The 21,917-nt window shown below is 70.8% G+C and carries 21 protein-coding genes; 8 read left to right on the forward strand and 13 right to left on the reverse strand.

Features of this window, described 5'->3' with window-relative positions:
- Positions 1-21: 21 nt before the first annotated feature.
- Positions 22-735: an IclR family transcriptional regulator gene (locus tag LL648_RS08845; protein ID WP_232661968.1), complete on the forward strand. Its 714-nt coding sequence runs from the start codon at positions 22-24 to the stop codon at positions 733-735.
- An 81-nt stretch (positions 736-816) separates the two neighbouring features.
- Here LL648_RS08845 and LL648_RS08850 read toward each other — a convergent pair whose 3' ends face one another.
- A complete protein-coding gene (locus LL648_RS08850) occupies positions 817-1,206 on the reverse strand; it encodes a winged helix-turn-helix transcriptional regulator (protein WP_232662049.1) in 390 nt (129 codons plus the stop codon).
- A 91-nt stretch (positions 1,207-1,297) separates the two neighbouring features.
- On the opposite strand from LL648_RS08850, the gene LL648_RS08855 reads away from it, so the two are divergent.
- A complete protein-coding gene (locus LL648_RS08855; RefSeq protein WP_232661969.1) occupies positions 1,298-2,143 on the forward strand; it encodes an NAD(P)H-binding protein in 846 nt (281 codons plus the stop codon).
- Positions 2,144-2,165: 22 nt separating this feature from the next.
- Complete coding sequence (locus tag LL648_RS08860; RefSeq protein WP_232661970.1) at positions 2,166-3,578, forward strand: xylulokinase; 1,413 nt, start codon at positions 2,166-2,168, stop codon at positions 3,576-3,578.
- A 76-nt stretch (positions 3,579-3,654) separates the two neighbouring features.
- On the opposite strand, the gene LL648_RS08865 is transcribed toward LL648_RS08860, so the two are convergent.
- The 7 genes from LL648_RS08865 to LL648_RS08895 all read right to left on the reverse strand — a co-directional run bounded on the left by LL648_RS08865 (position 3,655) and on the right by LL648_RS08895 (position 12,199).
- On the reverse strand, positions 3,655-4,479 hold the full coding sequence (locus tag LL648_RS08865; protein WP_232661971.1) for an SDR family NAD(P)-dependent oxidoreductase: 825 nt from the start codon (positions 4,477-4,479) through the stop codon (positions 3,655-3,657).
- Positions 4,480-4,500: 21 nt separating this feature from the next.
- Positions 4,501-5,352, reverse strand: coding sequence for a poly(3-hydroxyalkanoate) depolymerase (phaZ, locus tag LL648_RS08870; RefSeq protein ID WP_232661972.1), 852 nt, complete (start codon positions 5,350-5,352; stop codon positions 4,501-4,503).
- Entirely contained in the window at positions 5,349-7,067 is a 1,719-nt protein-coding gene (locus LL648_RS08875; protein WP_232661973.1) for an alpha/beta fold hydrolase, read from the reverse strand. The genes phaZ and LL648_RS08875 overlap by 4 nt, the downstream gene beginning before the upstream one ends.
- Before the next feature lies 1 nt (position 7,068).
- A complete protein-coding gene (locus tag LL648_RS08880; protein ID WP_232661974.1) occupies positions 7,069-9,087 on the reverse strand; it encodes an acetoacetate--CoA ligase in 2,019 nt (672 codons plus the stop codon).
- A gap of 31 nt (positions 9,088-9,118) precedes the next feature.
- Positions 9,119-10,243: a DUF5938 domain-containing protein gene (locus tag LL648_RS08885; protein WP_232661975.1), complete on the reverse strand. Its 1,125-nt coding sequence runs from the start codon at positions 10,241-10,243 to the stop codon at positions 9,119-9,121.
- Positions 10,244-10,617: 374 nt separating this feature from the next.
- The gene (locus LL648_RS08890; RefSeq protein ID WP_232661976.1) at positions 10,618-11,223 is read right to left on the reverse strand and encodes a TetR/AcrR family transcriptional regulator; all 606 of its coding nucleotides are present in this window, start codon (positions 11,221-11,223) and stop codon (positions 10,618-10,620) included.
- A 739-nt stretch (positions 11,224-11,962) separates the two neighbouring features.
- Positions 11,963-12,199, reverse strand: a complete 237-nt coding sequence (locus LL648_RS08895) for a hypothetical protein (RefSeq protein WP_232661977.1) — start codon at positions 12,197-12,199, stop codon at positions 11,963-11,965.
- Positions 12,200-12,349: 150 nt separating this feature from the next.
- On the opposite strand from LL648_RS08895, the gene LL648_RS08900 reads away from it, so the two are divergent.
- Complete coding sequence (locus LL648_RS08900; RefSeq protein WP_255684977.1) at positions 12,350-12,778, forward strand: S26 family signal peptidase; 429 nt, start codon at positions 12,350-12,352, stop codon at positions 12,776-12,778.
- 427 nt (positions 12,779-13,205) lie between these two features.
- On the opposite strand, the gene LL648_RS08905 is transcribed toward LL648_RS08900, so the two are convergent.
- The 4 genes from LL648_RS08905 to LL648_RS08920 all read right to left on the reverse strand — a co-directional run bounded on the left by LL648_RS08905 (position 13,206) and on the right by LL648_RS08920 (position 18,070).
- Positions 13,206-14,819 (reverse strand): carboxylesterase/lipase family protein, encoded by a 1,614-nt coding sequence (locus LL648_RS08905; RefSeq protein ID WP_232661978.1) that lies wholly within the window; start codon positions 14,817-14,819, stop codon positions 13,206-13,208.
- A 53-nt stretch (positions 14,820-14,872) separates the two neighbouring features.
- Positions 14,873-15,535 (reverse strand): response regulator, encoded by a 663-nt coding sequence (locus LL648_RS08910; protein WP_232661979.1) that lies wholly within the window; start codon positions 15,533-15,535, stop codon positions 14,873-14,875.
- Between the two features lie 12 nt (positions 15,536-15,547).
- Positions 15,548-16,651 carry a sensor histidine kinase gene (locus tag LL648_RS45115; protein WP_232661980.1) on the reverse strand — a complete coding sequence of 368 codons (1,104 nt, stop codon included), beginning with the start codon at positions 16,649-16,651 and terminating at the stop codon, positions 15,548-15,550.
- A gap of 246 nt (positions 16,652-16,897) precedes the next feature.
- Positions 16,898-18,070, reverse strand: coding sequence for a cytochrome P450 (locus LL648_RS08920; RefSeq protein ID WP_232661981.1), 1,173 nt, complete (start codon positions 18,068-18,070; stop codon positions 16,898-16,900).
- 268 nt (positions 18,071-18,338) lie between these two features.
- Here LL648_RS08920 and LL648_RS08925 point away from each other — a divergent pair, with 268 nt between their 5' ends.
- The 3 genes from LL648_RS08925 (at position 18,339) to LL648_RS08935 (ending at position 20,257) form a co-directional block, all read left to right on the forward strand.
- On the forward strand, positions 18,339-19,469 hold the full coding sequence (locus tag LL648_RS08925; RefSeq protein ID WP_232661982.1) for an inorganic phosphate transporter: 1,131 nt from the start codon (positions 18,339-18,341) through the stop codon (positions 19,467-19,469).
- 13 nt (positions 19,470-19,482) lie between these two features.
- Positions 19,483-19,728: a hypothetical protein gene (locus LL648_RS08930; RefSeq protein ID WP_232661983.1), complete on the forward strand. Its 246-nt coding sequence runs from the start codon at positions 19,483-19,485 to the stop codon at positions 19,726-19,728.
- An 82-nt stretch (positions 19,729-19,810) separates the two neighbouring features.
- The gene (locus LL648_RS08935; protein WP_232661984.1) at positions 19,811-20,257 is read left to right on the forward strand and encodes a hypothetical protein; all 447 of its coding nucleotides are present in this window, start codon (positions 19,811-19,813) and stop codon (positions 20,255-20,257) included.
- 17 nt (positions 20,258-20,274) lie between these two features.
- Here the strand turns inward: LL648_RS08935 and LL648_RS08940 are convergent, their stop codons facing one another.
- The gene (locus LL648_RS08940) at positions 20,275-20,748 is read right to left on the reverse strand and encodes a GNAT family N-acetyltransferase (protein ID WP_232661985.1); all 474 of its coding nucleotides are present in this window, start codon (positions 20,746-20,748) and stop codon (positions 20,275-20,277) included.
- A 129-nt stretch (positions 20,749-20,877) separates the two neighbouring features.
- Here LL648_RS08940 and LL648_RS08945 point away from each other — a divergent pair, with 129 nt between their 5' ends.
- Complete coding sequence (locus LL648_RS08945; RefSeq protein ID WP_232661986.1) at positions 20,878-21,897, forward strand: NAD-dependent epimerase/dehydratase family protein; 1,020 nt, start codon at positions 20,878-20,880, stop codon at positions 21,895-21,897.
- Positions 21,898-21,917 lie beyond the last annotated feature (20 nt).

Consider the following 21,917-nt stretch of genomic DNA (forward strand, 5'->3'; position numbering starts at 1 on the left):
TGCCGAAGGGAGAATTCTGGGGTGCGGAACAAGCCGGCGTACGGCATCGAGTCGGTCGACCACGCGCTCCGGCTGGCGGTGCTGCTGCAGCGGGAGGGCCCGCAGCGGGTCACCGACGTCGCGGAGCGGCTCGGGGTCGCCCGCTCGACGGCGCACCGGCTGCTGGCCATGCTCGTCTACCACGACTTCGCCGAGCAAGACTCCGACCGGCGCTACATCGCCGGGCCGGCGCTGCGCGGGACCCTGCCGGCGGACGCCGGCCACGAGCACCTGCGTGCGGCCGCGCTGCCCCACCTGCGGACGCTCGTCGAGCGCAGCGGCGAGACCGCCAACCTGACGGTGCTGCTCGGCGACCAGGTCCTCTTCATCGCCACCGTCGAGTGCACGCACGTGCTGCGGGTGGGCGACCGCGAGGGTCGCACGCTGCCGGCGCACCTCACGTCAGGTGGCAAGGTGCTGCTCGCCCGGCGCCCGCCCGCCGAGATCGCCGCCGCGTACGCCGGGACGGCCGTCGACGTGCCGGCGTTGCAACGGGCGCTGCGCCAGGTCCGCAAGCAGGAGTTCGGGGTGAACAACCAGGCCACCGAGGCCGGCGTCACCGCGATCGGGTGCGCGATCACCGATACCGCGGCGGTCTCGCTCGCGATGCCGACGGCCCGCTACTCGCGCGACCGGGTGCCGGAGTGGGTGGCGCTGCTGCGGGAGACGGCGGAGCGCATCGCCGGGACGCTCTGAGCAGGCCGGCTGAGCAAACGAGCGGCCCTTTCGTCCGGGTACTGGAATGCACCGGATTCCGTGGAAGTGTCCGGCCGGAGATCAGGGACGGCGGCTGCGAGGCCGTGATTTCGCGTCGTAGTCCACGCGTGCCTGTTCGACCTTGTCCAAGTTGCCGGACCATTCCGCGAGTGTCGCGAAAAGAGGTCCCAGGCTACGTCCCAGGTCGGTGATTTCGTACTCCACACGGGGTGGCACCTCGGGGTGGTAGGTGCGCACTACGAGCCCGTCGCGTTCCAGCTGCCGCAGCCGCTGGGTCAGCACCTTGGGTGTGATCGTGGTGATGCGGCGTTCCAGTTCCACGAACCGGTGCCGTCCGTACTCGTTGAGCGCCCACAGGATCGGCGTGGTCCACCGGCTGAAAACGATGTCGACCACGGGAGCGATCGGGCACGCCAGCTCCGGAGGGACCGCGGTTGTGGTCTCAGTCACCTCGACCGTCACTTTCCTCTAGGTACCTACTAGCTCCTCGACAGTAGCTTCGCCGGGTCCACAGAGAAATCCGGGAACCGGGGGTTCGAAAATGATCGTGGTGTCGGGAGCGACCGGCAACGTCGGCCGCCCGCTCGTGCAGGCACTCGCCGCCGTCGGTGAGCAGGTGACGGCAGTGTCCCGTGGGGTCTCGGACACGACCGTGCCGGAGGGCGTCCGGCGCCGGCAGGCAGACCTGACCACCCCTGAAAGCCTGCGGCCCATCTTCAACGGCGCCGACGCGCTGTTCCTGCACGACGGCGGGGCCAGTGCCCATCTGTTGAACCCGCGGGACATCCTCGACGTCGCGAAAGCCGGCGGAGTCGGACGCATCGTGTTGCTGTCTTCCATAGGAGTCGTCACCCGAGCGCAGTCGGCGTCGCATGGAGGCATGATGCGGGAGTTCGAGGACGCCGTTCGGCAGTCGGGCACTGACTGGACGATCCTGCGACCGGGTGGCTTCAGCTCCAACGCGTATGCATGGGCCGAGTCGGTCCGGGCCCGACGGACGGTCGCCGCACCGTTCGGTGACGTCGGCCTGCCGATCGTCGACCCTGCCGACATCGCCGAGGTCGCCGCGGCAGCCTTGCGCGAGGACGGTCACGGCGGGCAGTTCTACGAGTTGACCGGGCCTGCCCTCAGCACACCCCGGCAACGGGCCGACGTGATCGCCGACGCGCTCGGTGAGCCCATCCGGTTCGTCGAGCAGACCCGCGAGGAAGCGCACGCGCAGATGGCGCGGTTCATGCCCGAGCCCGTGGTGGAGACCACCCTTGATGCCATCGGCGAGCCCAACGCCGCCGAGCAGCGGATCAGCCCTGATGTCGCGCGGGTCCTCGGCCGCGCGCCCCGCACCTTCGCCGACTGGGTCCAGCGCCACATCGCCGCCTTCCGGTGAGACCGGCACCTACGATCATCGGATGGCGTCCGTCCTGCTCGGTGTCGACGTCGGCACCAGCTCCGTGAAGATCGTGGCGACCGGCACCGACGGCGCGCTCATAGCCGAGGCGACCGCTCCGCACGCGCTCTCCACCGCGGGCGGCGGTGCCGAGCAGGACCCGGACGACTGGTGGCGGACGGTCACCGCTCTCGCACCCCAGGTCGTTGCCGGGCACGATGTGCTCGGGGTGGCAGTGACCAGCCAGGCTCCGACGCTCGTCCCGGTCGGTGCCGACACGGCGGCGACGGGTCCGGCGCTGACCTGGCTGGACCGCCGCGCCGTCGACGACGCGCGCCGGCTCGCCGACATCGCGCCCAGCCGCAACGGGCCCGACCCCTACTTCGGCACCGGCAAGCTGCCCTGGCTGCGCCGGGAGCGTCCGGACATCGCCGGGCGCACGCACCGGGTCGTCGCCGCCAACGGCTACATCGTCTTGCGCCTGACCGGCGGGTTCAGCCTCGACGACACGACGGCCTCGCTCATGCAGGGCTTCGACGAGGCCGCCGGCCGGTTCGACGAGCGGCTCGCCGGGCACGGCGTCGAGCTGCTCCCCGAGGTGGTCGCCCCGACCACCGTGGTCGGCGGGGTGACGTCGGCCGCCGCGGCCGCGACGGGCATCCCGGAGGGCACGCCGGTCGTTGCTGGCGGCAGCGACGCCGTCGGCGCCTGCCTGGAGGCCGGCTCGCTCGCCGTCGGCGACCCCGTCGTCGAGATGACCGGCTTCTCGACGGTCACGATGCTGCCGGTTGCGCCCGGCACGCACGTCCCCGGCTTCATCCACTGCCGCTCGGCGCTGCCGTCGGTTGATCTCCTGATCACGGCGCAGGTGACGTCCGGCGCGGCCGTCGACTGGCTCAACGGCCTGGTCGACGGCTCCGACCTGCGCGAATCCGGCCCGCTGCTGGAGCGCGACCGGCCGTCGCGGCTGACCGTCGTGCCCAGCCTCGCCGGCGAGCGGACGCCGGGCTGGGACCCGCACGCCCGCGGCACCGTCGACGGCATCGACCTCGACACCGACGCCGTCGAGCTGATGCTCGCCACGCTCGAAGGCTCGGCGCTGGCGCTCGCCGACGACCTGGAGCAGGTGCGCCGCCACGGCTTCGAGCTGGCGTCGCTGCGCTGCACCGGCGGCGGCGCGCGCTCGCCGGCCTGGCTGCAGATCAAGGCCGACGCGACCGGGCTCCCGGTGCTGCGCCCCGCCGCGGGGCACGGCGCCGCGCAGGGCGCGTCCTACCTGGCGGGGGTCGCTCTCGGCCACTACGGCGCCGGCGAGGTGCGCGGGTTCGCGGCGAAGATCGAGTCGCGGCACGTCCCCGACCCGGCGCTGACCGCGCGCTACCGGGAGAAGCTCGTGCGGTTCCGCGAGACGGTCGCCTTCGGCCGCCACCGCTAACCCGCACGAACTTCCCCATCGTTTTGGGTGGATGCGCGCCTGCAGAGCGCGCATCCACCCAAAACGGTGGGGAGATTCAGAACATGAAGCCGCCGCTGCAGACGATCGTCTGCCCGCTGATGTAGTCCGATTCCGGGACGCACATCAGGTAGACCGCGCCCGCGGCCTCCTGCGGGGTGCCGCCGCGCCCCAACGGGATGCTCGCTTCGAGGGTGCGCATGACGTCAGGGTTCACCCCGACGGCGATGGCGCGGCCCTCGACCTCGATCGAGCCGGTGCCCGCCGGGGCCTCGGTGAGGCGCGTGCGGATCAGCCCGAACGCCACCGAGTTGACGTTCACCTTGAACCGGCCCCACTCCTTCGCCATCACGCGGGTGATGCCGTTGACGCCCGCCTTCGCCGCCCCGTAGGCGACCTGGCCCGCATTGCCGCCCACCCCGGCCAGCGAGGAGATGTTGACGACCTTGCGGAACACCTCCCGGCCCTCCGCTGCCTCCTCGGCCGCGGCCTGCCGGATGTACGGCGCCGCTGCGCGCAGGATCCGCACGGGAGCGGTCATGTGCACGTCGATCATCGCGTACCACTGCTCGTCGGTCAGCTTCTGCACGACGCTGTCCCACGTGTAGCCGGCGTTGTTGACGATGATGTCGATGCGGCCGAACTCGTCGAGGGCAGCACGGACGAACCGCTCGCCGAAGTCGGGCTCGGTGACGTTGCCTGCGCAGGCCACCGCGCCGGACCCGAGCTCGCGCACCGCGGCGGCGGTGTCGTCGGCGACCGCGGCGTCGAGGTCGTTGACGACGAGCCGCGCGCCCTCACCTGCCAGCTTGAGCGCGATCTCCCGCCCGATCCCCCTGCCGGAGCCGGATACGAGCGCGACCTTGCCGTCGAGTGTGCCCACCACAAGCCTTTCTCGGGGAGGTCAGCGCGGCTGCGCGCCGACGAGGAACTCGCGCACGACGCGGCCCGTCCAGGCCGCCGCGGAGATCAGGAAGAGGTGCCCGTCGTCGACGACGAGCAGCCGGCTGCGCCGGATGAGCCGCGCCAGGATGCGGGCGTTGACCAGCGGGATGATCGGGTCGTCGGAGCCGGCGATGATCAACGTCGGCTGCCGCAGCAGCGCGAGCCACGGCAGGCTGGACCAACCGGCCAGCGCGAACTGCTGCAGGAGGTAGCCGCGGTGGCTCGTGCGGCGGAACCGGTCGACGGCCGCACTCCCCTCCGCCGCCCGCCCGCCGTAGATCGTGCCGGCGATGCGGCGCCGGTACTCGGGATCGTTGAAGCGCCGAGGGGTCATCAGCGCCGCCAGCACCGCCGGCTTCGGCGGCACCATCAGTACTCCGGGGGAGGTCGCGGCGAGCACCAGCCGCCGGCAGCGGCGCGGGTTCTGCAGCGCGAACTGCTGCGCGGCCGCGCCGCCCCACGAGACACCGAGGACGTCGACCTGGCCGAACCCGAGCTCGTCGAGCATCTTCGACACCAGGACAGCCAGCGTCGATAGCCGGTAGGGCAGCTTGGGGAGCTGCGACCCGCCCGCGCCGGGCACGTCGAACGCGATCACCTCGATGTCGCCGACGGCGTCGGCGAACGGCGCGAGCAGCTCGAAGCTCGCCCCGATGCCGTTGAACAGCAACAACGGGGTGTGCGCGGCGGAGCCGGGCCAGACGGCCGTGCGGACGGCCGTGCCGCACACCTCGACCTCCCGGATCCGCACCTCGCGGCGCGAGATCGGGCCGGACGGCGCCACGTCGTCGTCGATCGGCACGACGGTCACGCCCGCTCCATCACGTAGCGGCCGGGTGCCGGTCCCAGCACCGGGTACTCGCTGCTGCCGGCGACGTCCGGGGCCGCGACGGTCCGGCCGGAGCGCTCGCGCGTCCACGCGACGCCGTGGTCCCACCAGCTGCCCTGGTGCCGCTCGGAGCGTTCGAGCCACTCCTGCGCGGTACCCGTGAGGTCGGCGCCGGTGCTGAAGCTCGCCTTCGGGTTCTCCGGCGGGCAGACGATCGTCTGGATGTGCCCGCTGTTGCCGAGCACGAACGTGCTGCGCGGGCCGAGCACCTGCGCGCTGCGGTAGACGCTCTGCCAGACGCAGAGGTGGTCGTTCTTCGCGCCGAGCACGTAGCTGTCGAAGCCCAGCTCGGCGACGTCCGCGATCGGTGTGCCACGCACCTGCATCGCGCCGGGCGTGACGAACGGGTTGGCGTGGACGAACTCGCTGAAGTCGCTGTTGAACTGGGCCGTCATCCCGGTGGCGTCCTCGTTCCAGTAGAGGACGTCGAACGCGGGCGGCCGGTCGCCCATCAGGTAGTTGCTCACCCAGTAGTTCCAGATGAGGTCGTTGGCCCGCAGCATCGCGAAGAGCAGCGTGAACTCCTTGGCGCTCATCCGCTTGTTGCGCAACGCGTCGGCCACCCGCTCCGGCGCCGCCGGGTCGTCCTTGTCCATGAACGCCCCGATGCTGGGCGCCTCCGCCATCGCCTCCGTATCGAGCGGGGAGACGACCAGGAGCAACGAGTTGATCTTCTTTGCGCCGGTCGCGGCGTGGTGCGCCGCGAGCGAGACGGCTACCGGACCCGCGCCGCACACGGCCCACATGTTGACGGTCTCGGACGCGCTGATCTGCGAGGCGGCGTCGAGCGCGGTGTCGATCGCGTCGCGGTACTCCTGCATGCCCCACAGGTCGTGACGGGCCTGCGGATTGCGCCAGACGATGCAGTAGACGGTGAAGCCGCTCCGCACGTAATGCTCGATCACGCTGCGCCCCGGGGCGAGGTCGAACACGTAGAACTTGTTGACGATCGAGGGCACGATCAGGATCGGCTGCTCGTGCACCTCCGTGCTCTGCGGCGCGTACTGGATCAGCTCGAACATCTCGGTGCGCAGCACGACCGAGCCCGGCGTGCACGCGAGGTTGCGGCCGACCTCGAACGCGGTGCCGTCGACCTGCGCCGGGATCGGGCGACCGCTCCGCACGTCGCCCAGGGCGTTGCGGGCACCGCGCAGCAGGCTCATCCCCCGCGTCTCGCGGGCCCTGCGCAGCGCCGCCGGGTTCCCGAGCAGGAAGTTGGTGGGCGCCAACGCGTCGCCGACCTGCGCCATCAGGAACCTGATCCGCTCCGACTGCCGGTCGGTGCCACCGGCCCGCTCGGCATAGCGGTCCATCGACTCGCGCAGCGCGAGGTACCCCTGCAGCAACCCCGCGTAGAGCGGGTTCTCGCGCCATTGCGCATCGGTGAACCGGCGGTCGCCGCGCACCGGTTCCCGATGGCGTTCCCCCGCCGCGACGAGGCCGATCTCGCTGACGAACCCGAGCACCGAGCGCGCGACCACGGTCGGGCGCCGCAACGCGTCGCCGGCGAGCGACCGGGCCGTGCCGATCAGGTCGCTCGGCCGGAAGTCGCCCATCACCTGCTGGCCGAGCACGTTGTCGACGGTGCGGTCGGTGGATTCTGCGCGGTCGGTGGATTCTGCGGTGTCGGCGGCCATCTCAGCCCACGTGCCCCGGCCGGGTGTAGTCGGTGGAAGTGGCGGCGAACGCGACGAAGTAGTCGATCGACTCGGGGTTGCTCATCGCGTCGCGGCTGGCCGCCTTCTCAGCGGGCCAGCCCATCAGGATCTTGCGGACCGGCACCTCCATCTTCTTCCCGGTGAGCGTGAACGGGATCGCGCCGACCTCGTAGATCTTGTCGGGGACGTGCCGCGGGCTGCAGTCGGCGCGCAGCCGCCTGGCCAGCCGCAGGCGCAGCTCGTCGGTCATCTCGCTGCCCGGTTTGAGGCTGACGAACAGCGGCATGAAGAACGTGCCGCCGGCCAGCTCGCAGCAGACGATCAGGCTGTCAGCCACCTCCGGCTCGCGTTCCACCGCGCGGTAGATCTCCGCAGTGCCGATCCGCACGCCGTACCGGTTGAGCGTGGAATCGGAGCGGCCGTAGATGTAGCAGCCACCCCGATTGTTGATCTTCAGGAAGTCGCCGTGGCGCCACACGCCGGGGAAGGTGTCGAAGTACGACTCGTGATAGCGCTTGCCGTCGACGTCGTTCCAGAACCGGATCGGCATCGAGGGGAACGGGCTGGTGACCACCAGCTCCCCGACCTCGTCGACGAGCTCCTCGCCGTTGTCGTCCCACGCGTGGACGTCCATCCCGAGCATCCGGGTCTGGATCTCACCCGCGTACACCGGCAGCGTCGGGGACGCCCCGACGAACCCGCTGCACAGCTCGGTGCCACCCGACTGCGAGGTGACCCAGAGGTCGCGCTTGACGTTCTCGTAGCACCACGCGAACGTCTCCGGCGTCGACGGCGCCCCGGCGACCAGCATGGCCTCCAACCGTGACAGCCCGTACTTCGCACCTGGCCGCAGGCCGGCCTTCTCCATCATCTGGATGTAGGTGGGGCTGGCGCCGAAGAACGTCGCACCGGTCTGCGCGGCCAGCTCCCACAGCTTGTCGATCTCCGGGTGGCCGGGGCTGCCGTCGTAGAGCACCACAGAGGATCCGGTGAGCAGCGCGGAGAGCAGCAGGTTCCACATCATCCAGCCGGTGGTCGTGTAGAAGAGCATCGTCGAGCCGGGCCGCAGGTCGAGGTGGAAGTGCATCACCTTGAGGTGCTCCAGCAGCACGCCGACGTGGCTGTGCACGATCGCCTTCGGCAGACCAGTGGTGCCGGAGGAGAACACCACCCAGATCGGGTGGTCGTGCGCCACGTGCTCGTACGTGAACTCGTCGTCGGCGACGACAGGGCCGCCGGCCAGCTCGTCCCAGGTCAGCGGGCCGGGGAGGCCCTCGGGCACCGGCGCAGCCGCATCGAGGTAGGGCAGCCAGACGACGTGCTGCAGGCTCGGCAGCGCCGCCGCGATGGCGCTCGCCTCCTCGCTGCGGCTGAAGTCCTTGCCTCCGAACCGGTAGCCGTCGGCGACCAGCAGGACACGCGGTCCGATCTGGCTGAACCGGTCGGTCACGGTCGTGACGCCGAACTCGGGCGCCGCCGACGACCACACGCCACCGATGGCGACGGTCGCCATCATCGCGACGGCCGTCTCCGGGACGTTGGGCATGTAGGCGACGACCCGGTCGCCCGGTCGCACCCCGAGCGCCCGCAGCTTCGTCGCCACGATCCGGACCTGGCGCTCCAGCTCGCGCCAGCTCATGCGGGCCTGCGGGCGCGTCTCCGACGAGTGGTGGAAGACGGTCTCGTCCTCATCGGCGAGGCGCGCGTAGCGGAGCAGGTGCTCCGCGTAGTTCACCCGCGAGCCGGGGAACCACGCTGTCCCCGGCATCGCGGGATCGTCGAGCACCCGGTCGTACGGGGTGGTCGAGCGGACCCGGAAGTAGTCCCACACCGAACTCCAGAAGCCCTCGGTGTCGGCGACCGACCAGCGCCAGAGCTCGTCGTAGTCCCGCACCGCGGCGCGGTCGTTCTCGGTGAGCCACGAGATGAACGCGGCGACGTTGGAACGCTGCACGAAATCGGCGCTCGGCGTCCACAGGAGTTCGCCTTCTTCGGTCACTGGGCCCTTCCCTTCCGCTCGATCGCGCCTGTCAGCTGTAGACCTCGACGACCGGGTCGAGGACCAGACCGAAGTTGCGCAGCACGCCGAGCAGCTGGGTGTGGCCGAACGCCTGGCACGCCGACGCGAACCCGACGCGCCGCGGCGGCTGCTGGAGCAGCGACAACGCCGCCCACGCCTGCAGCAGGCCGGTCTGCTTGTAGTTCGAGTTGCCGTAGATCACGCAGTGCGCCCTGCCGAGCGGGCCGGACGCCCACACCGAGTCGACCGACGTGTTGAGCCGCGGGTTCTCCCGCGGGGGCATCCCGGCCTGCATGCTGGCCGCGATGTTACCCAGCGCAGGCCCCTGCTCCTCCTCCGGAAGCGTCTTGATCTGCTCCTCGACCATCTTGATGGTCGCGACGACACCCTCCATGACCGGCCGGTTCAGCACGCCGCCGATGGCGCGGCAGGTCGCGACCCGCGGGTCGTTCTTGAACCACACCGGCGTGCTCTGCCCACCCCACGGCACCGCGATCGCCAGGTCGTGCTGGCCGGGCACGACGGCCTCGTACGCGCTGGTCGGGTCCCACTTCACGTACTGGTTCTCGACGAGGTGGAACCAGTCGGCGCGCAGGATCGTGAAGATCGTCTGCGTGGAGGCGTAGGTCGGGAAACCCTTCCAGAGCACCAGGATGTCGAGGCTGTCGAGGCCCGGCTTCGCCTCCAGGGCGATGTTCGCCGCGATCTCGCCGGTGGTGTACATCTGCGCGATCCCCGGCGAGAGCAGGAGGCCCTTCTCCGCGAACTGCTCACCCCAGGTCGCCTCGGCGTGCAGCAGCCAGTCCTGCTCACCGGTGGTGTCCTGGTAATGCGTGCCGGCCGCCAGGCAGGCCTCGACGACCTCGCCGCCGAAGGAGATGAAGGGTCCGACGGTGTTGCAGACGACCTTGGCGCCCGTGAACAGCTCGGTGAGCGCCTCGACGGTGTGCTCGACCTCGATCACCTCGTAGTCGGCCGTCTCGATGCCGGGCACGTTGGCCGACATCACGTCGTCGAGCCGCTGCTTCGACCGCCCGGCCGCCACGAACGGCACGTTCAGCTCGCGCAGGTACTCGCAGATCAGCCGGCCGGTGTAGCCGGTGGCGCCGTAGACGACAACGGGCTTGTCGGTCATGTGCGTGCCTCTCGATCGAGTCGACGGGGCGCAGCGCTCGGCTGCGCGGACCCCGCAGGCGCTCGGCGGCGAGTGCCGCGCCCTGACGGGTCGACAGCGCTCATCGGTGAGCTCCTCGGGAAGCGATGCGGACATCGGCTGGTGCACGCCACGGTCCGCGTTCGTTCGGCAACGCTAGCCACCCTTTTGGACACTCGTCAAGGAAAATCTGGACAAGTGTCAAAGAGACCGGCTATGGCTTCAGCACCCGAGCACGCGCAGGAGGAGCCACTGGAGGCAGCACGGAAGGAAGCACGCCGGGACCGACGTATCAGTGCGTCAGCGCGGGCGGTGAACCTGAATGCGTCCCGGATGCCGGGAACGAAAACGCAAGATCAGCTGGCGACGGCTGAGCTGTTCGACGCAGCGACGGGCACCAACTGGTCGAGTGCGGTACGGGTCTGGCGACGCAGCGTGCTGGCGGCGTTCGACTGCCCGTCGAGGTGGCGGATCAACGCGTGCTGGAACAGCCCGTCGAACAGGCTGTAGGCGAACGCGGAACCGACGGCCGGCGACTGGCCGCACAGCTCCGCATAACGGCGCACAATCCGCCAGATCATCTTTTCGAGGCTCTTGTCGATCGCCGCGACCTCGTCGCGGAAGCCTTGCTCGAACATGCACTGCGACCGCAGGTCGTACCAGAGCCGGTGCATCGAGCTGTCATCGACGAGGCTGGCCGCGAGGCCGCGCGCGAAGCTGGTGCGCAGCTCAGCGGGTGTGCCGGCGTCGGTCACGAGACCGTCGTAGCGCCGGACGCAGATGGCCTTGTACTGCTTGACGCACTCGGTGATCAGATCCGCCTTGTCGGCGAAGTAGTAGTGCACGAGGCCGTGCGAATATGGCGAATTCTGCGCGATCTCGCGCAGTGTCGCGCGGGCGAACCCGAGCTCGGCCAGCGTCTGCAATGCCGCGATCGCGAGCTCGGCGCGCTTCTCGGTCACTCCCCGGACCGAGGCACGGGCCGAACCGGCACGACTTCTTGCAGACGATGTCACGGGCAACTCTCTGTTCGGTCGGCGTCGAAGATGCCAGATTAGCCGGTCCGACACCCCCGCAGAGGCCACCCGAGCATCGTCAGCGGGTCTTTCAGATTCTCACGCTCTGAGACAACCTGGCTGTACATGATCGGTCACCGCGCGTGGTGTCCGAACAGAATGCGTGCGCAACGCACACGTTGCCAGGAAAGTCCGCCATGGCCCTCCGGGTCGCCACGAGGGATGAATTCGTGCCGGGGTGCGGCTCCGGGTACGCGACCGCAGACCGGGGTGGGTGCCCGAACAGGGCGCGCAGGGCGCGGCCAGGGGCGGGGCTGTGGTGGCCGGCCGGGATGTGTGCGTTGCGCACGCGAGGGCGGTGAGCTGCGCGAACGGCACTTTCGAACGATAGGTTGGCCTGAAAGTGCCGTTCGCGCACATCCCGGCGGTCGCCGAGCGGGCGGGATCGTGAGTTGAGTGTGCCCAGGGCTGCCGCGACAGCTCTCAGCACACTCCCGATCAGACCGTGCCTGGATCCCGGGGTGCCGGTCCACCGCGGTGGCTGCGGCGATTCACCTGACAGCCACTTTCCTGGCTCCACAGGACAGGAGAGTTGGAGCACCCCGTCCAGCAATGCGCCCACCGTTTTGCCAACCTGCACACCCGAACCGGCGTGCACCTTGGCAAAACGGTGGGCAGATCGGGATCAGGGGATGAACCACGTGAAGTACCAGCCGCCGTAGCCGGCGTAGCAGTCGGTCACCGTCCCGACCCCCTGCCGACGCGCGTCGGCGACGTTGCGCTGGCAGATGCCCAGCGGGTACGGCCCGTTCACCTTCGTGCCGTCGGTGCCGGCGTGCACGGCTTCCGCCGCGGCGGCCGGCACCGCCGGCAGCACGAGCGCACCCGTGACCAGCGCACCGGCGATCAGCAGACTTCTCATCCGCGCCACGTGACCCCAATCGATTCGTGGATCCGAACGGGGTCGACGGTGCTCGTGACTGCGGGCCGACTCAATGGTTTTCGGAATTCGTGGAAACGACTCCCCCAACGGTAGCCTGAGCGCGTGCTGAAGATGGTGGCGATCGGGTTGATGTGCACAACGGCGATGGGCGCGGCAGTGCTCGCAGTGCGCCGACGATACGCCGTTGTCACCGTGCAAGGCGAAAGCATGCAACCGACGTATCGCGAAGGCGACCGGGTGGTGATCCGACGCCCGGTGACCGCGCGCGTCGGCGATGTCGTCGTGGTCGAGCAGCCCGACCCCTCACCGTTCGACCCGCGACGGCGATGGTCCCAGCCGGTCACCGGACGGCCCGGTGGACGCAGTTGGATGATCAAGCGGGTCGGCGCGATCCCCGGGGATCCGGTACCGGGCGACATCCCGGTACCGGACGAGGTCGTACCCCCTGGCCAGCTGATACTGCTCGGCGACAACGCGAGCACCAGCTACGACTCCCGGATCGCGGGGTACTTCCCCGCGGAGCGGGTGCTGGGCGGCGTGCTCAGGCGCTTGGGCTGACGCGCGTCAGCAGTCGAACCTGGCCTTGAAGCACGAGTCGCACCGGCGCATGCCGCCGCACATGTAGCAGTCCCTCCACAGCCACCTGTCCCCAGGCCCTCGGATGCCGCAGCATTCGTCCCCGGCGTAGACGCACGCACCGGCATCCATCTTGGGCACCATCCGCTGCAGCGCGGCATCGGCAATTCGCTCGACGAGCTTTCGCATTGTTTCCCCTCGATCCGCAGGCCTACCCGAGCAACAATTTTCGGGTTGGCCCGAAAGTAGCGAGCGCGGCCGCGAACGAACAAGCGAATCCCTGAAATTGCCGGCGACTCGACGCCCGGCAACCGAATACCGGAAACGTCTGCGCGACCGCAGTACCGTCGACAACGACGTTCTGGCTGTTTGTTAACGCTCACAACAGCCAGAACGTCGTTGTCGACGGCTACGGCAGGGCGGGGAAGGCGTAGCCGTCCCACGCCGCCCGTTCCGTCTCCCGGGGTGCGTTCTCCACCGTCTGCGCGAGGTCCCAGATCATCGTTGCGCGTTTCGGTGGGGCGTACGAGGGCCAGGCGAGGTCGGGGGTGCTCGGGTCGCCGGTGCGGGCGAACGTCGTCCAGGCCGCGACCATCCGCTCCGACAGCGCGGAGAGCCGGTCGCGGTCGGTCTCCATGGCCTCGGCGCCGCCGGGGATGCCGGTGAAGCGCAACGTCCCGAACACGAACGGCAGCTCCGCGGTATGCACGGCGCCCAACCCGTTCTGCGGGGCCCAGTCGAACCGGTACATGAACGTGCGCCCCCAGGCGGCCTGCGCTTCGGCCATCCGGGTCGCCGGCACGCGCATCAGCTGGTCGTTCACCATCGCCAGCACGACGTCGTTCTCGCTCTCGCCCGGGCGGTCGGCGTGGTAGGCCGCTTCCACCTCCGCCCGCCGCGGGTCGAGGGCCGCCGGGAAGATCGCGCTGTAGGCCTGCTCGGTGAGCTGCCGGATCCGCGGGTCGAACTGGGCGAAGAACAGCACCTCGTCGCGGTTCGTGCCGATGACCATGTCGATGCCGCGGGCGTTGCCCTCCGCGAGCCGCTGGAGCGTCGGCGCCTTGACGAGCGTCCCGTCGACGTACGGCCCGAAGAACGTTGCGCTGCCGACGGCCGAGCCGCTCGCCTCGACCGCCTTCCCGGTCGCGTCGAGGAGCGCCTCGGTGCTCATCGCCCGCACCGCTGCGATGTCCTTCGCGCCGGTAGCGGCGAGGAACGTTGCGGAGTTTCGGGCCTCCAGCTGCGCCGAGCGGACCATGTAGCCGGAGCCGCTCTCCAGGACCACCCGCCGGAACAGCCGCTGCGGGTTGTCGGTCGCGAGGATCGCGCTCAACGAGAACGCACCCTCGGACTGGCCCACCGCCGTGACGTTCCCGGGGTCGCCGCCGAAATCGGCGATGTGGTCGTGCACCCAGGTCAGGGCCGCGATCTGGTCGCGCAAGCCGTTGTTCCCCGAGCCGCGCAGAGTGGGGTCGAGGTTGCCGAGCTCGGCCCAGCCGAGTGCGCCGAGCCGGTAGTTCAGCGTGACGACGACGGCCCCGCCGGCCGCGGCGAGCGTGCTGCCGTCGTAGCGCGCACCGTTTGCCGTCCCGTAGAGCGCCGCGCCGCCGTGCACGAAGACGATCACCGGTCGGTTCGCGCTGCCGCCCTGCGGGGCCCAGACGTTGAGGTGGAGGCAGTCCTCGTCGAGGAACGCCTTCTGGTCGTTCGGGTAGTCCTCCTCGTCGATGGCCGGTTGCGGGCAGACCCGGTCGCCGTCGGTCGCCTGCAGCGTGTCCTGCCACGGCGCGGCCGGCTGTGGCGGCTTGAAGCGCAGGTCGCCGACCGGCGGAGCGGCGTACGGGATGCCCTTGTAGGCACAGAGGTCACCGGCCGGGCGGCCGGCGATCTGCCCGATCGACGTCGCCGCGGTGCAGCCGGACGCCCCCTGCTCCGGCTCCGATGCGCACGCTCCTGCAAGCCCCAAGAGCAGCGCGACCACGACGGCCAGCCCTGATTTCTGTCCCATCGGTCCGATCGACATGGGATCCGATCGTGGTGAAGCGACCGGCTCGGCGGATCGCCGGCAGGAGCGAATCAGTGGTCCGTCGTGCCGGCGACCACGAGGCCGGACTCGTAGGCGAACGCCACCGCCTGCACACGATCGCGCAGACCGAGCTTGCTCAGGACGTTGCTGACGTGCGTCTTCACGGTGTGCTCGCTGAGGATCATGTCGGCGGCGATCTCGGCGTTCGAGAGGCCGCGGGCCACCCGCCGCAGCGTCTCGGACTCGCGCTCGGTGAGCGCGGCGAGCTGCGCGGCGAGCCGGGGCACCGGGTGGCCGCCGCTCACCACGCTCGCGACGAGCCTGCGGGTGACGGACGGCGCGAGCAGCGCATCCCCTCCCGCGACGATCCGCACGGCCTCGACCAGCTCGTCGCGGCGCATGTCCTTGAGGAGGAACCCGCTCGCCCCGGCCCGCAGCGCGGCGAAGACGTACTCGTCGAGGTCGAACATGGTCAGCACCAGCACCTTCGCGCCGGTCGCCGCGCAGATCGCGCTCGTCGCCTCCACGCCGTCGACGTTCGGCATCCGGACGTCCATCAGCACCACGTCCGGCTGGAGCCGGGTCGCTGCGCGGACGGCCTCCGCGCCGTCCGCGGCCTCACCGACGACGGTCATGTCGGGCTGCGCATCGAGGATCATGCTGAAGCCGGCGCGGAAGAGGTCCTGGTCGTCGACGACGAGCACACGCAGCAACAGGGTTCCCTTCTACTCGACCGGCAGGGCCGCTTCGACGGCGAACCCGCCGCCGGCGCGGGCACCGGCGTGCAGCGTGCCGCCGCAGGACCGGGCCCGCTCGCGCATCCCGACCAGACCGTAGCCGGCGCTGTCGTGCGAGCCGGTGTCCCCGCCCTCGCTGGTCACCTCGATCGCGAGACCGCCGGCCGTCCAGCCGAGTCGCACGCGTATCGGCCCGGGCCCGCCGTGCCGAACGGCGTTGGTGAGCGACTCCTGGACGATCCGGTACGCGGCGACGTCGACGTCGGCCGGCACTGGCCGCCGCGGACCGTCCTCGATCAGCTCGACGGTGGCGCCGGCCGCGCGGGTCTGCTCGACCAGCCGCGGGATCGCGTCGGTGCCCGGTTGCGGGTGCCGGTCGGCCGGCGCGTCGGCACGGAGGGCGCCGAGCGCGCGCCGCAGCTGGACGAGCGCCGAACGACCGGTCTTGGCGATGGCGTCGAAGGTCGCCGTCGCCTTCTCGGGGTGCGCCGGCAGGGTGACCGGACCGGCCTCGGCCTGCACGATCATGATTCCGACCGAGTGGGTGACGATGTCGTGCAGGTCGCGCGCGATCCGGCTGCGTTCCCGCATCGTGGCCGCCGCACGCTCCTCGTCGAGCCGGCGGGCGCGTTCCCGCATGGCGGCGAGCTGGGCGTCGCGGGCGCGCACGCTGGTGCCCAGCGCGTACGCGGCGACGTAGGCGATGCCCAGGTAGCGGGCGACCACCAGGTCCTCGTGCGGGACGGCCACGGAGACGACGATCCCGGCGGCGGTGGCCGCGCCGGCCGCCCACCGCTGCCACGACGTCCCGATCGCCGCCACCGTGTAGACCCCGACCAGCCCGCCGAACGGCACGATCGGTGGGAGGCCGGCCAGCGCGAGCGCGATCGTCGCAGCGCCGACGACCGCGAGGACAGTCATCATGCGGCGGGTCCGCCACAGCAGCGGGACGGACGCCGGCAGCGCGAGGCCGATCGACCACCAGGTCGGCGAGCCCGACGCCGGCCACGCCGCGCCGGCGAACGCGGCGACCACGACCGCCGTATCGACCACCGCAGGGCCGATCGCCGCAGGTCGGATGGACCGGATCACGTGCTCCCCCGTTCGCAGGGAGGTCAGTATGCGGCGTCCGGCGCCGGGTCGACCTCCCTCGTACGAGCGAGCGCGAGCTCGTCCTAGTGCCCCGTCACGGAAGGTTGGCACGGGAATCGGGTGATCCAGTCGTCCGCTGGCAAGGCGCCGCCCGCAGCTCAGACCGGGCGTCTTTGCAAGGGCGGCAACGCCGCCAGCGGGCGACTGGGCGCCCGAGTTCCGTGGTGAACCTTTCGTGACGGGGCACTAGGCCAACCGGAGCGGCAGCGCGGCCGGGCCGGTGAGTCCGAGGCGCAGCCCGGGTGTGACGGGCCCGGCGAGCGTCGGGTTGCGCAGGCTGCCGGCGAGCACGGGCAGCGCTTCGGCGATCTCCGCGCGGGCGAGCTGGGCGCCGAGGCAGTAGTGGATCCCGCCGCCGAACGTCAGCTGGCCCGCCGTACGGGTGGCGGTGATGTCGAACCGGGCCTCGCCGAACGCGTCCGGATCGGTGTGCGCCGCGTTGATGAGCACGTTGACGAACGTGCCGGCGGGGATCGTCAGGTCGCGGAAGACGATCTCGGCGTCGGTGGTGCGCCAGATGGTGTTGACGGCCGGCGCGACACGCATGATCTCCTCGACCGCCCGCGGGGCGAGCGCGGGATCGTCGGCGAGCGCGCGCCACTGCGCGGGATGGGCGACGAACAGGCGCATCGCCTGCCCGAGCTGCTGGCGGGTGGTGTCGTTGCCCGCGAACAGCAGCGCGCTCACCATCGTCCGCAGCTCGGCGTCGGTCAGCCGGTCGCCCTCCTCCTCGGCGGCGATGAGCTCCGAGAGCAGGTCGGTGCCCTGGTCCACCCGCCGCTGCGCGATCAGATCGTCGACGGCGGAGTGCAGATCGGCGAGCGCGTCCTCTATCCGTTGCCGGTGCTCGACCACCGAAACGCTGAATATGAGCCCGATCTCGTTCGGCCATCGCCGGAAGTTCTCGTGCTGCTCGCGCGGAACGCCGAGCAGCTCGCAAAGGATCCGCGCCGGATAGCGGTCGGCGAAATCGGCCATGAACTCGCATTCGCCCGCTTCCGCGATCGGCGCGACCAGCTCGGCCGCGACCGTCCGCATGATCGGGCGCAACCGGTCCACCGCGGCCCGGGTGAACGCCTTGCTCACCAGCCGGCGCAACCGGGAATGGTCGGTGCCTTCGAGGCTGGGGAGGATGGCGCCCATCCAGTCGACCATCGGCCCGGACGTCACCCCTTGCGCGGCGAGCGACTCGACCCCGCCCCAGCGCACCCTCCGGTCCGCGAGCAGCTCGAACGCCTCCCCGTGGCGCAGCACCGCGATCCCGAGGGGCGTCCGCGCGTACCACCCCGCCGCCCGCGCCTCGGCGACCGCGTCCGACTCCGGATCGAACTCGTGATCCAACACATCGAGCTCAGCCACCGCCTGCATTTCCGTACCGCCCTCTCGACTGCCGTGATCCGGTACCACGACGCTAAGAGCGGGCGCGACGGCCGGCCATCCCACGTTTCTGGTATCCCCGGTCGCGAGCTGATACGGGCGTTCTCCGCCCCGATGCCCGAATTCCGAGCCCGAGCAGCTGCTTTCCCACCGCTGGTTTGGCCGCCCGTTCGGTTTCCGTTCATGAGCCTGTCGACGGCGCGAGCGACCCTGTAGCCCCTCTGCTCCGACTACAGGGGAACGAGAGCGCATGGATGTCACATTGATCGTCGTCGTGGTTGTGGCGACGGCACTCATCTTCGATTTCACCAACGGCTTCCACGACACCGCGAACGCGATGGCGACGTCGATCGCGACCGGTGCGCTCTCGCCGAGGACGGCGGTGACGATCGCGGGGATCCTCAATCTCGTCGGCGCGTTCCTGTCCGTCCAGGTCGCGTTGACGATCTCCAGCGGGCTGGTCGACGAGGCGCAGATCAACCCGATCGTCATCTTCGCCGGGCTGGTCGGCGCCATCCTGTGGAACCTGCTGACCTGGCTGCTGGGGCTCCCGTCCAGCTCGTCGCACGCCCTGTTCGGCGGGCTCATCGGTGCGACGTCGGTCGCGGCGGGCGCCGGCGCGGTCAACTTCGGCAAGGTGCTGACGGCCGTCGTCATCCCCGCTGTGATCTCGCCCGTCCTCGCCGGCGTCGTCGCACTCGTCGCGACCTTCCTCGCCTACCGGATCACGGCGCGCGCCGACAAGGGCACCGTGAGCCGCGGGTTCAAGCTCGGCCAGATCGTCTCGGCCTCGATGGTCGCGCTCGCGCACGGCACGAACGACGCGCAGAAGACGATGGGCGTCATCACCCTGACCTTGATCACGGCCGGGGCGCTGCCCCGCGGGTCGGCGCCGCCGTTCTGGGTGATCCTCTCCGCGGGGCTGGCGATCGCGCTCGGCACGTACATCGGCGGGTGGCGGATCATCCGGACGCTCGGCAAGCGGGTCAGCGAGATCCAGACCCCGCAGGGCTTCGCGGCAGAAACGAGTGCGACCGCGGTCATCCTCGCGTCGTCGCACCTCGGCTTCGCCCTCTCGACGACCCAGGTGGCCACCGGAGCGATCTTCGGCGCCGGTGCCGGCCGCAGGCTCGCGTCGGTGCAGTGGGGCGTCGCCGGTCGGATGGCAATCGCATGGATCCTCACGCTCCCGGCGGCGGCCGCGGTGGGCGCCGCCTCCGCGCTGCTCGCCTCCACCGGCACCATCGGGACGATCGTCGTCGCTCTGGTCGCGATCGCGATGGGGGCAGGCATCTACGCCGCGTCGCGGCGGCGCCCCGTGACGGCAGGGAACGTCAACGAGGTGCCCGCACCGGCGGCACCCGTCACCAGCGCAGCGTGAAAGGGGACTCGTGATGAGCATTGCCTGGGGATCACTGCTCGTGGTGTGCGCGGTGGCGCTCGCGGTCGGCGTCGCGGTCGTGGCACTCGTGGCGTTCGCGCTGGTCGGGCTCTCCGCACGGGTGGCCGAACCGGCGGGCGGCCCGAACGACGGCGCACCGCCTGCCATGAGCCCGGCGGCCGGCACCGCGATCGCCGTGATCTGCCTGGTGGCGGTGGCGGCGATCGTCGCTTACGGGTTGTACGTCATCGTCGCCTGAGGGACGTTCACCGCGGCGGTACGGTGCCGCAGGGTGCTGACCCTCTCGCACCCGACGCACCTGGTCGGATCGGAGCCGGAACATGACGACCGTCGCGGGCGAGATCGCCGTGCTGCTGGGCGTGCTCGGGCTGCGTAAGGGGGACGACCGCATCCTCGATGCCGTCGCACTCGTCGGCCCCAAGATGGAGGTCGAGGAGTTGGACTTCGATGGCGAGCGGTCGACGTACTACTGCTTCCGCCCGGCCGGGACCGATCTGCTGTTCGAGAACGACCTGCTCGTAGCGGCGATCGTGCGGACCCGAACGGCCCCCGGCGACGAGGGCTACGGGCTGTATCCGCGGCCGACGGAACTCGTCGAAGGCCTCTCACCGACCGCGACCCGCGCCGAGGTCGCGGCGATGCTGGGACATCCGGAGCGGGCCGGGTCGGGGTTCGACCGGTACGAAGTGAACGGTCACTACTTGCACTTCGAGTTCGCCGCTGACGGCCGCGCCACCAAGGTCTCGGCGTTGCTCGACCCGGTCTGACGGCCGGCTCTACGGCTCTACGGCTCGAAGTCGAGCAGCAGCAGCGGGCGGGCCCACGTCGTCCCACCCGAGGGTGGGATCTCCCCCGCCGGGACGGCGCCGACCGCCCGGTAGAACGACTCCGACGGTGGGTGCGACACGATGTGGATCCGCCGGATGCCCGTCCTGCGGGCGAGCGCGACGACGTCGTCCATCAGGATCCGGCCGATCCCGCGCCGCTGCTGGTCGTTGGCGACGAACATGAAGTCGAGCTCGGCCTCGCCCGCCACCCCGCGCCCCGGGACCAGCAGGCTGGCGAACCCGACGATGGTCTCCCCGTCGACGCAGACCCTGGTCGGGTTGGCGGCCATGTACGCCTCGTCCACGACCTGCCTGGCGACCATGGCCTGGTACTCGCCGGTGTACGCCGCCGACTCGCGCACGAGCGCGGTCAGCTCCGGCCCGTCGTGCGGCTGCGCGTCGCGGATCTCGAACTCGTCGCCGGTCGCCATCCCGTCATCCTTCCTGACACCACCGTCGCTGCCTTGCGCACCATCAAAACGGAGATGACAGCTCCGATTCGTGGTAGCCTCCATCGAAACGGAGATTGAGACTCCGAATCAGCTCGCAGGAGTGGCGCCATGAACGAGACCGTCCTGGTGACCGGCGGCACGGGCTTCGTCGCCGGTCATTGCATCGTTGCGCTGTTGGAGCGCGGCTACGCCGTGCGCACGACGGTGCGCAGCGCCGCGCGGGCGGAGGCGGTGCGCACCTCCGTGTCGACCACGGTCGACCCCGGCGACCGGCTGAGCTTCGCCGTGGCCGATCTGACCTCCGACGAGGGCTGGTCCGACGCGGTTGCCGGCTGCGACCACGTCCTGCACGTCGCCTCCCCGCTGGGCGCCGACGCCCCGAAGGACCCGGACGCCCTCATCGCGCCCGCCCGTGACGGCGCGTTGCGCGTGCTGCGTGCCGCCACCGAGGCAGGCGTGGGACGGGTCGTGATGACGTCGGCCTGCGCCGCCGCGTCGCCCCCGCTCGCCGGCCCCGACAGCACCAGCGACGAGACCCGCTGGACCGACCTGACCGACCCCTCGCTGACGGCGTACCGGAAGTCCAAGGCGGTCTCGGAACAGGCCGTCTGGGACTTCATGGCCGGCTACGAGGGCCCGACGACGCTCACCACCGTGCTGCCCGGCGCCGTGTTCGGGCCGGTGCTCAACCCCGGCAACCGCGGCTCGGTCCAGGTGATCGAACGCCTGCTCGGCGGCATGCCCGGCACCCCGCGGATCGGGTTCGAGGTGGTGGACGTGCGTGACCTCGCCGACGTCCACATCCGCGCGATGGTGGCCCCGGAAGCCGCCGGGCAACGCTTCATCGCCGCCGGCGAGTTCCTGTGGATGTCCGACATCGCCCGCGAGCTGCGGGCCGGGCTCGGCGCGGCGGCCCGCAAGGTCCCCACCCGCACCCTGCCCGACTGGACGGTCCGCCTCACGGCCCGGCTCGACCCCGGCGTCCGCGCCCTCGCGCCGTACCTGGGCCACAAGCACCTGCACACGTCCGCGAAGGCCGAGCAGGTGTTGGGGTGGAAGGCCCGCCCGGCCGCCGAGACCGTGATCGACTGCGCCCGCAGCCTGCTCGCCCCCCGGGTGGTGGGGTGAGCCCACCGCAGCAACCGCGT

The sequence above is a fragment of the Pseudonocardia sp. TRM90224 genome (genome assembly GCF_021245725.1).
Lineage (GTDB): Bacteria > Actinomycetota > Actinomycetes > Mycobacteriales > Pseudonocardiaceae > Pseudonocardia.

What these genes read in the sequence shown, in the direction of transcription:
- LL648_RS08855 (WP_232661969.1), top strand. Translation starts at nt 1,298, where the DNA reads ATGATCGTGGTGTCGGGAGCGACCGGCAACGTCGGCCGCCCGCTCGTG.
- LL648_RS08860 (WP_232661970.1), top strand. Translation starts at nt 2,166, where the DNA reads ATGGCGTCCGTCCTGCTCGGTGTCGACGTCGGCACCAGCTCCGTGAAG.
- LL648_RS08875 (WP_232661973.1), bottom strand. Translation starts at nt 7,067, where the DNA reads ATGGCCGCCGACACCGCAGAATCCACCGACCGCGCAGAATCCACCGAC.
- LL648_RS08885 (WP_232661975.1), bottom strand. Translation starts at nt 10,243, where the DNA reads ATGACCGACAAGCCCGTTGTCGTCTACGGCGCCACCGGCTACACCGGC.
- LL648_RS08895 (WP_232661977.1), bottom strand. Translation starts at nt 12,199, where the DNA reads ATGAGAAGTCTGCTGATCGCCGGTGCGCTGGTCACGGGTGCGCTCGTG.
- LL648_RS08900 (WP_255684977.1), top strand. Translation starts at nt 12,350, where the DNA reads ATGTGCACAACGGCGATGGGCGCGGCAGTGCTCGCAGTGCGCCGACGA.
- LL648_RS08905 (WP_232661978.1), bottom strand. Translation starts at nt 14,819, where the DNA reads ATGTCGATCGGACCGATGGGACAGAAATCAGGGCTGGCCGTCGTGGTC.
- LL648_RS08925 (WP_232661982.1), top strand. Translation starts at nt 18,339, where the DNA reads ATGGATGTCACATTGATCGTCGTCGTGGTTGTGGCGACGGCACTCATC.
- LL648_RS08930 (WP_232661983.1), top strand. Translation starts at nt 19,483, where the DNA reads ATGAGCATTGCCTGGGGATCACTGCTCGTGGTGTGCGCGGTGGCGCTC.
- LL648_RS08935 (WP_232661984.1), top strand. Translation starts at nt 19,811, where the DNA reads ATGACGACCGTCGCGGGCGAGATCGCCGTGCTGCTGGGCGTGCTCGGG.
- LL648_RS08940 (WP_232661985.1), bottom strand. Translation starts at nt 20,748, where the DNA reads ATGGCGACCGGCGACGAGTTCGAGATCCGCGACGCGCAGCCGCACGAC.
- LL648_RS08945 (WP_232661986.1), top strand. Translation starts at nt 20,878, where the DNA reads ATGAACGAGACCGTCCTGGTGACCGGCGGCACGGGCTTCGTCGCCGGT.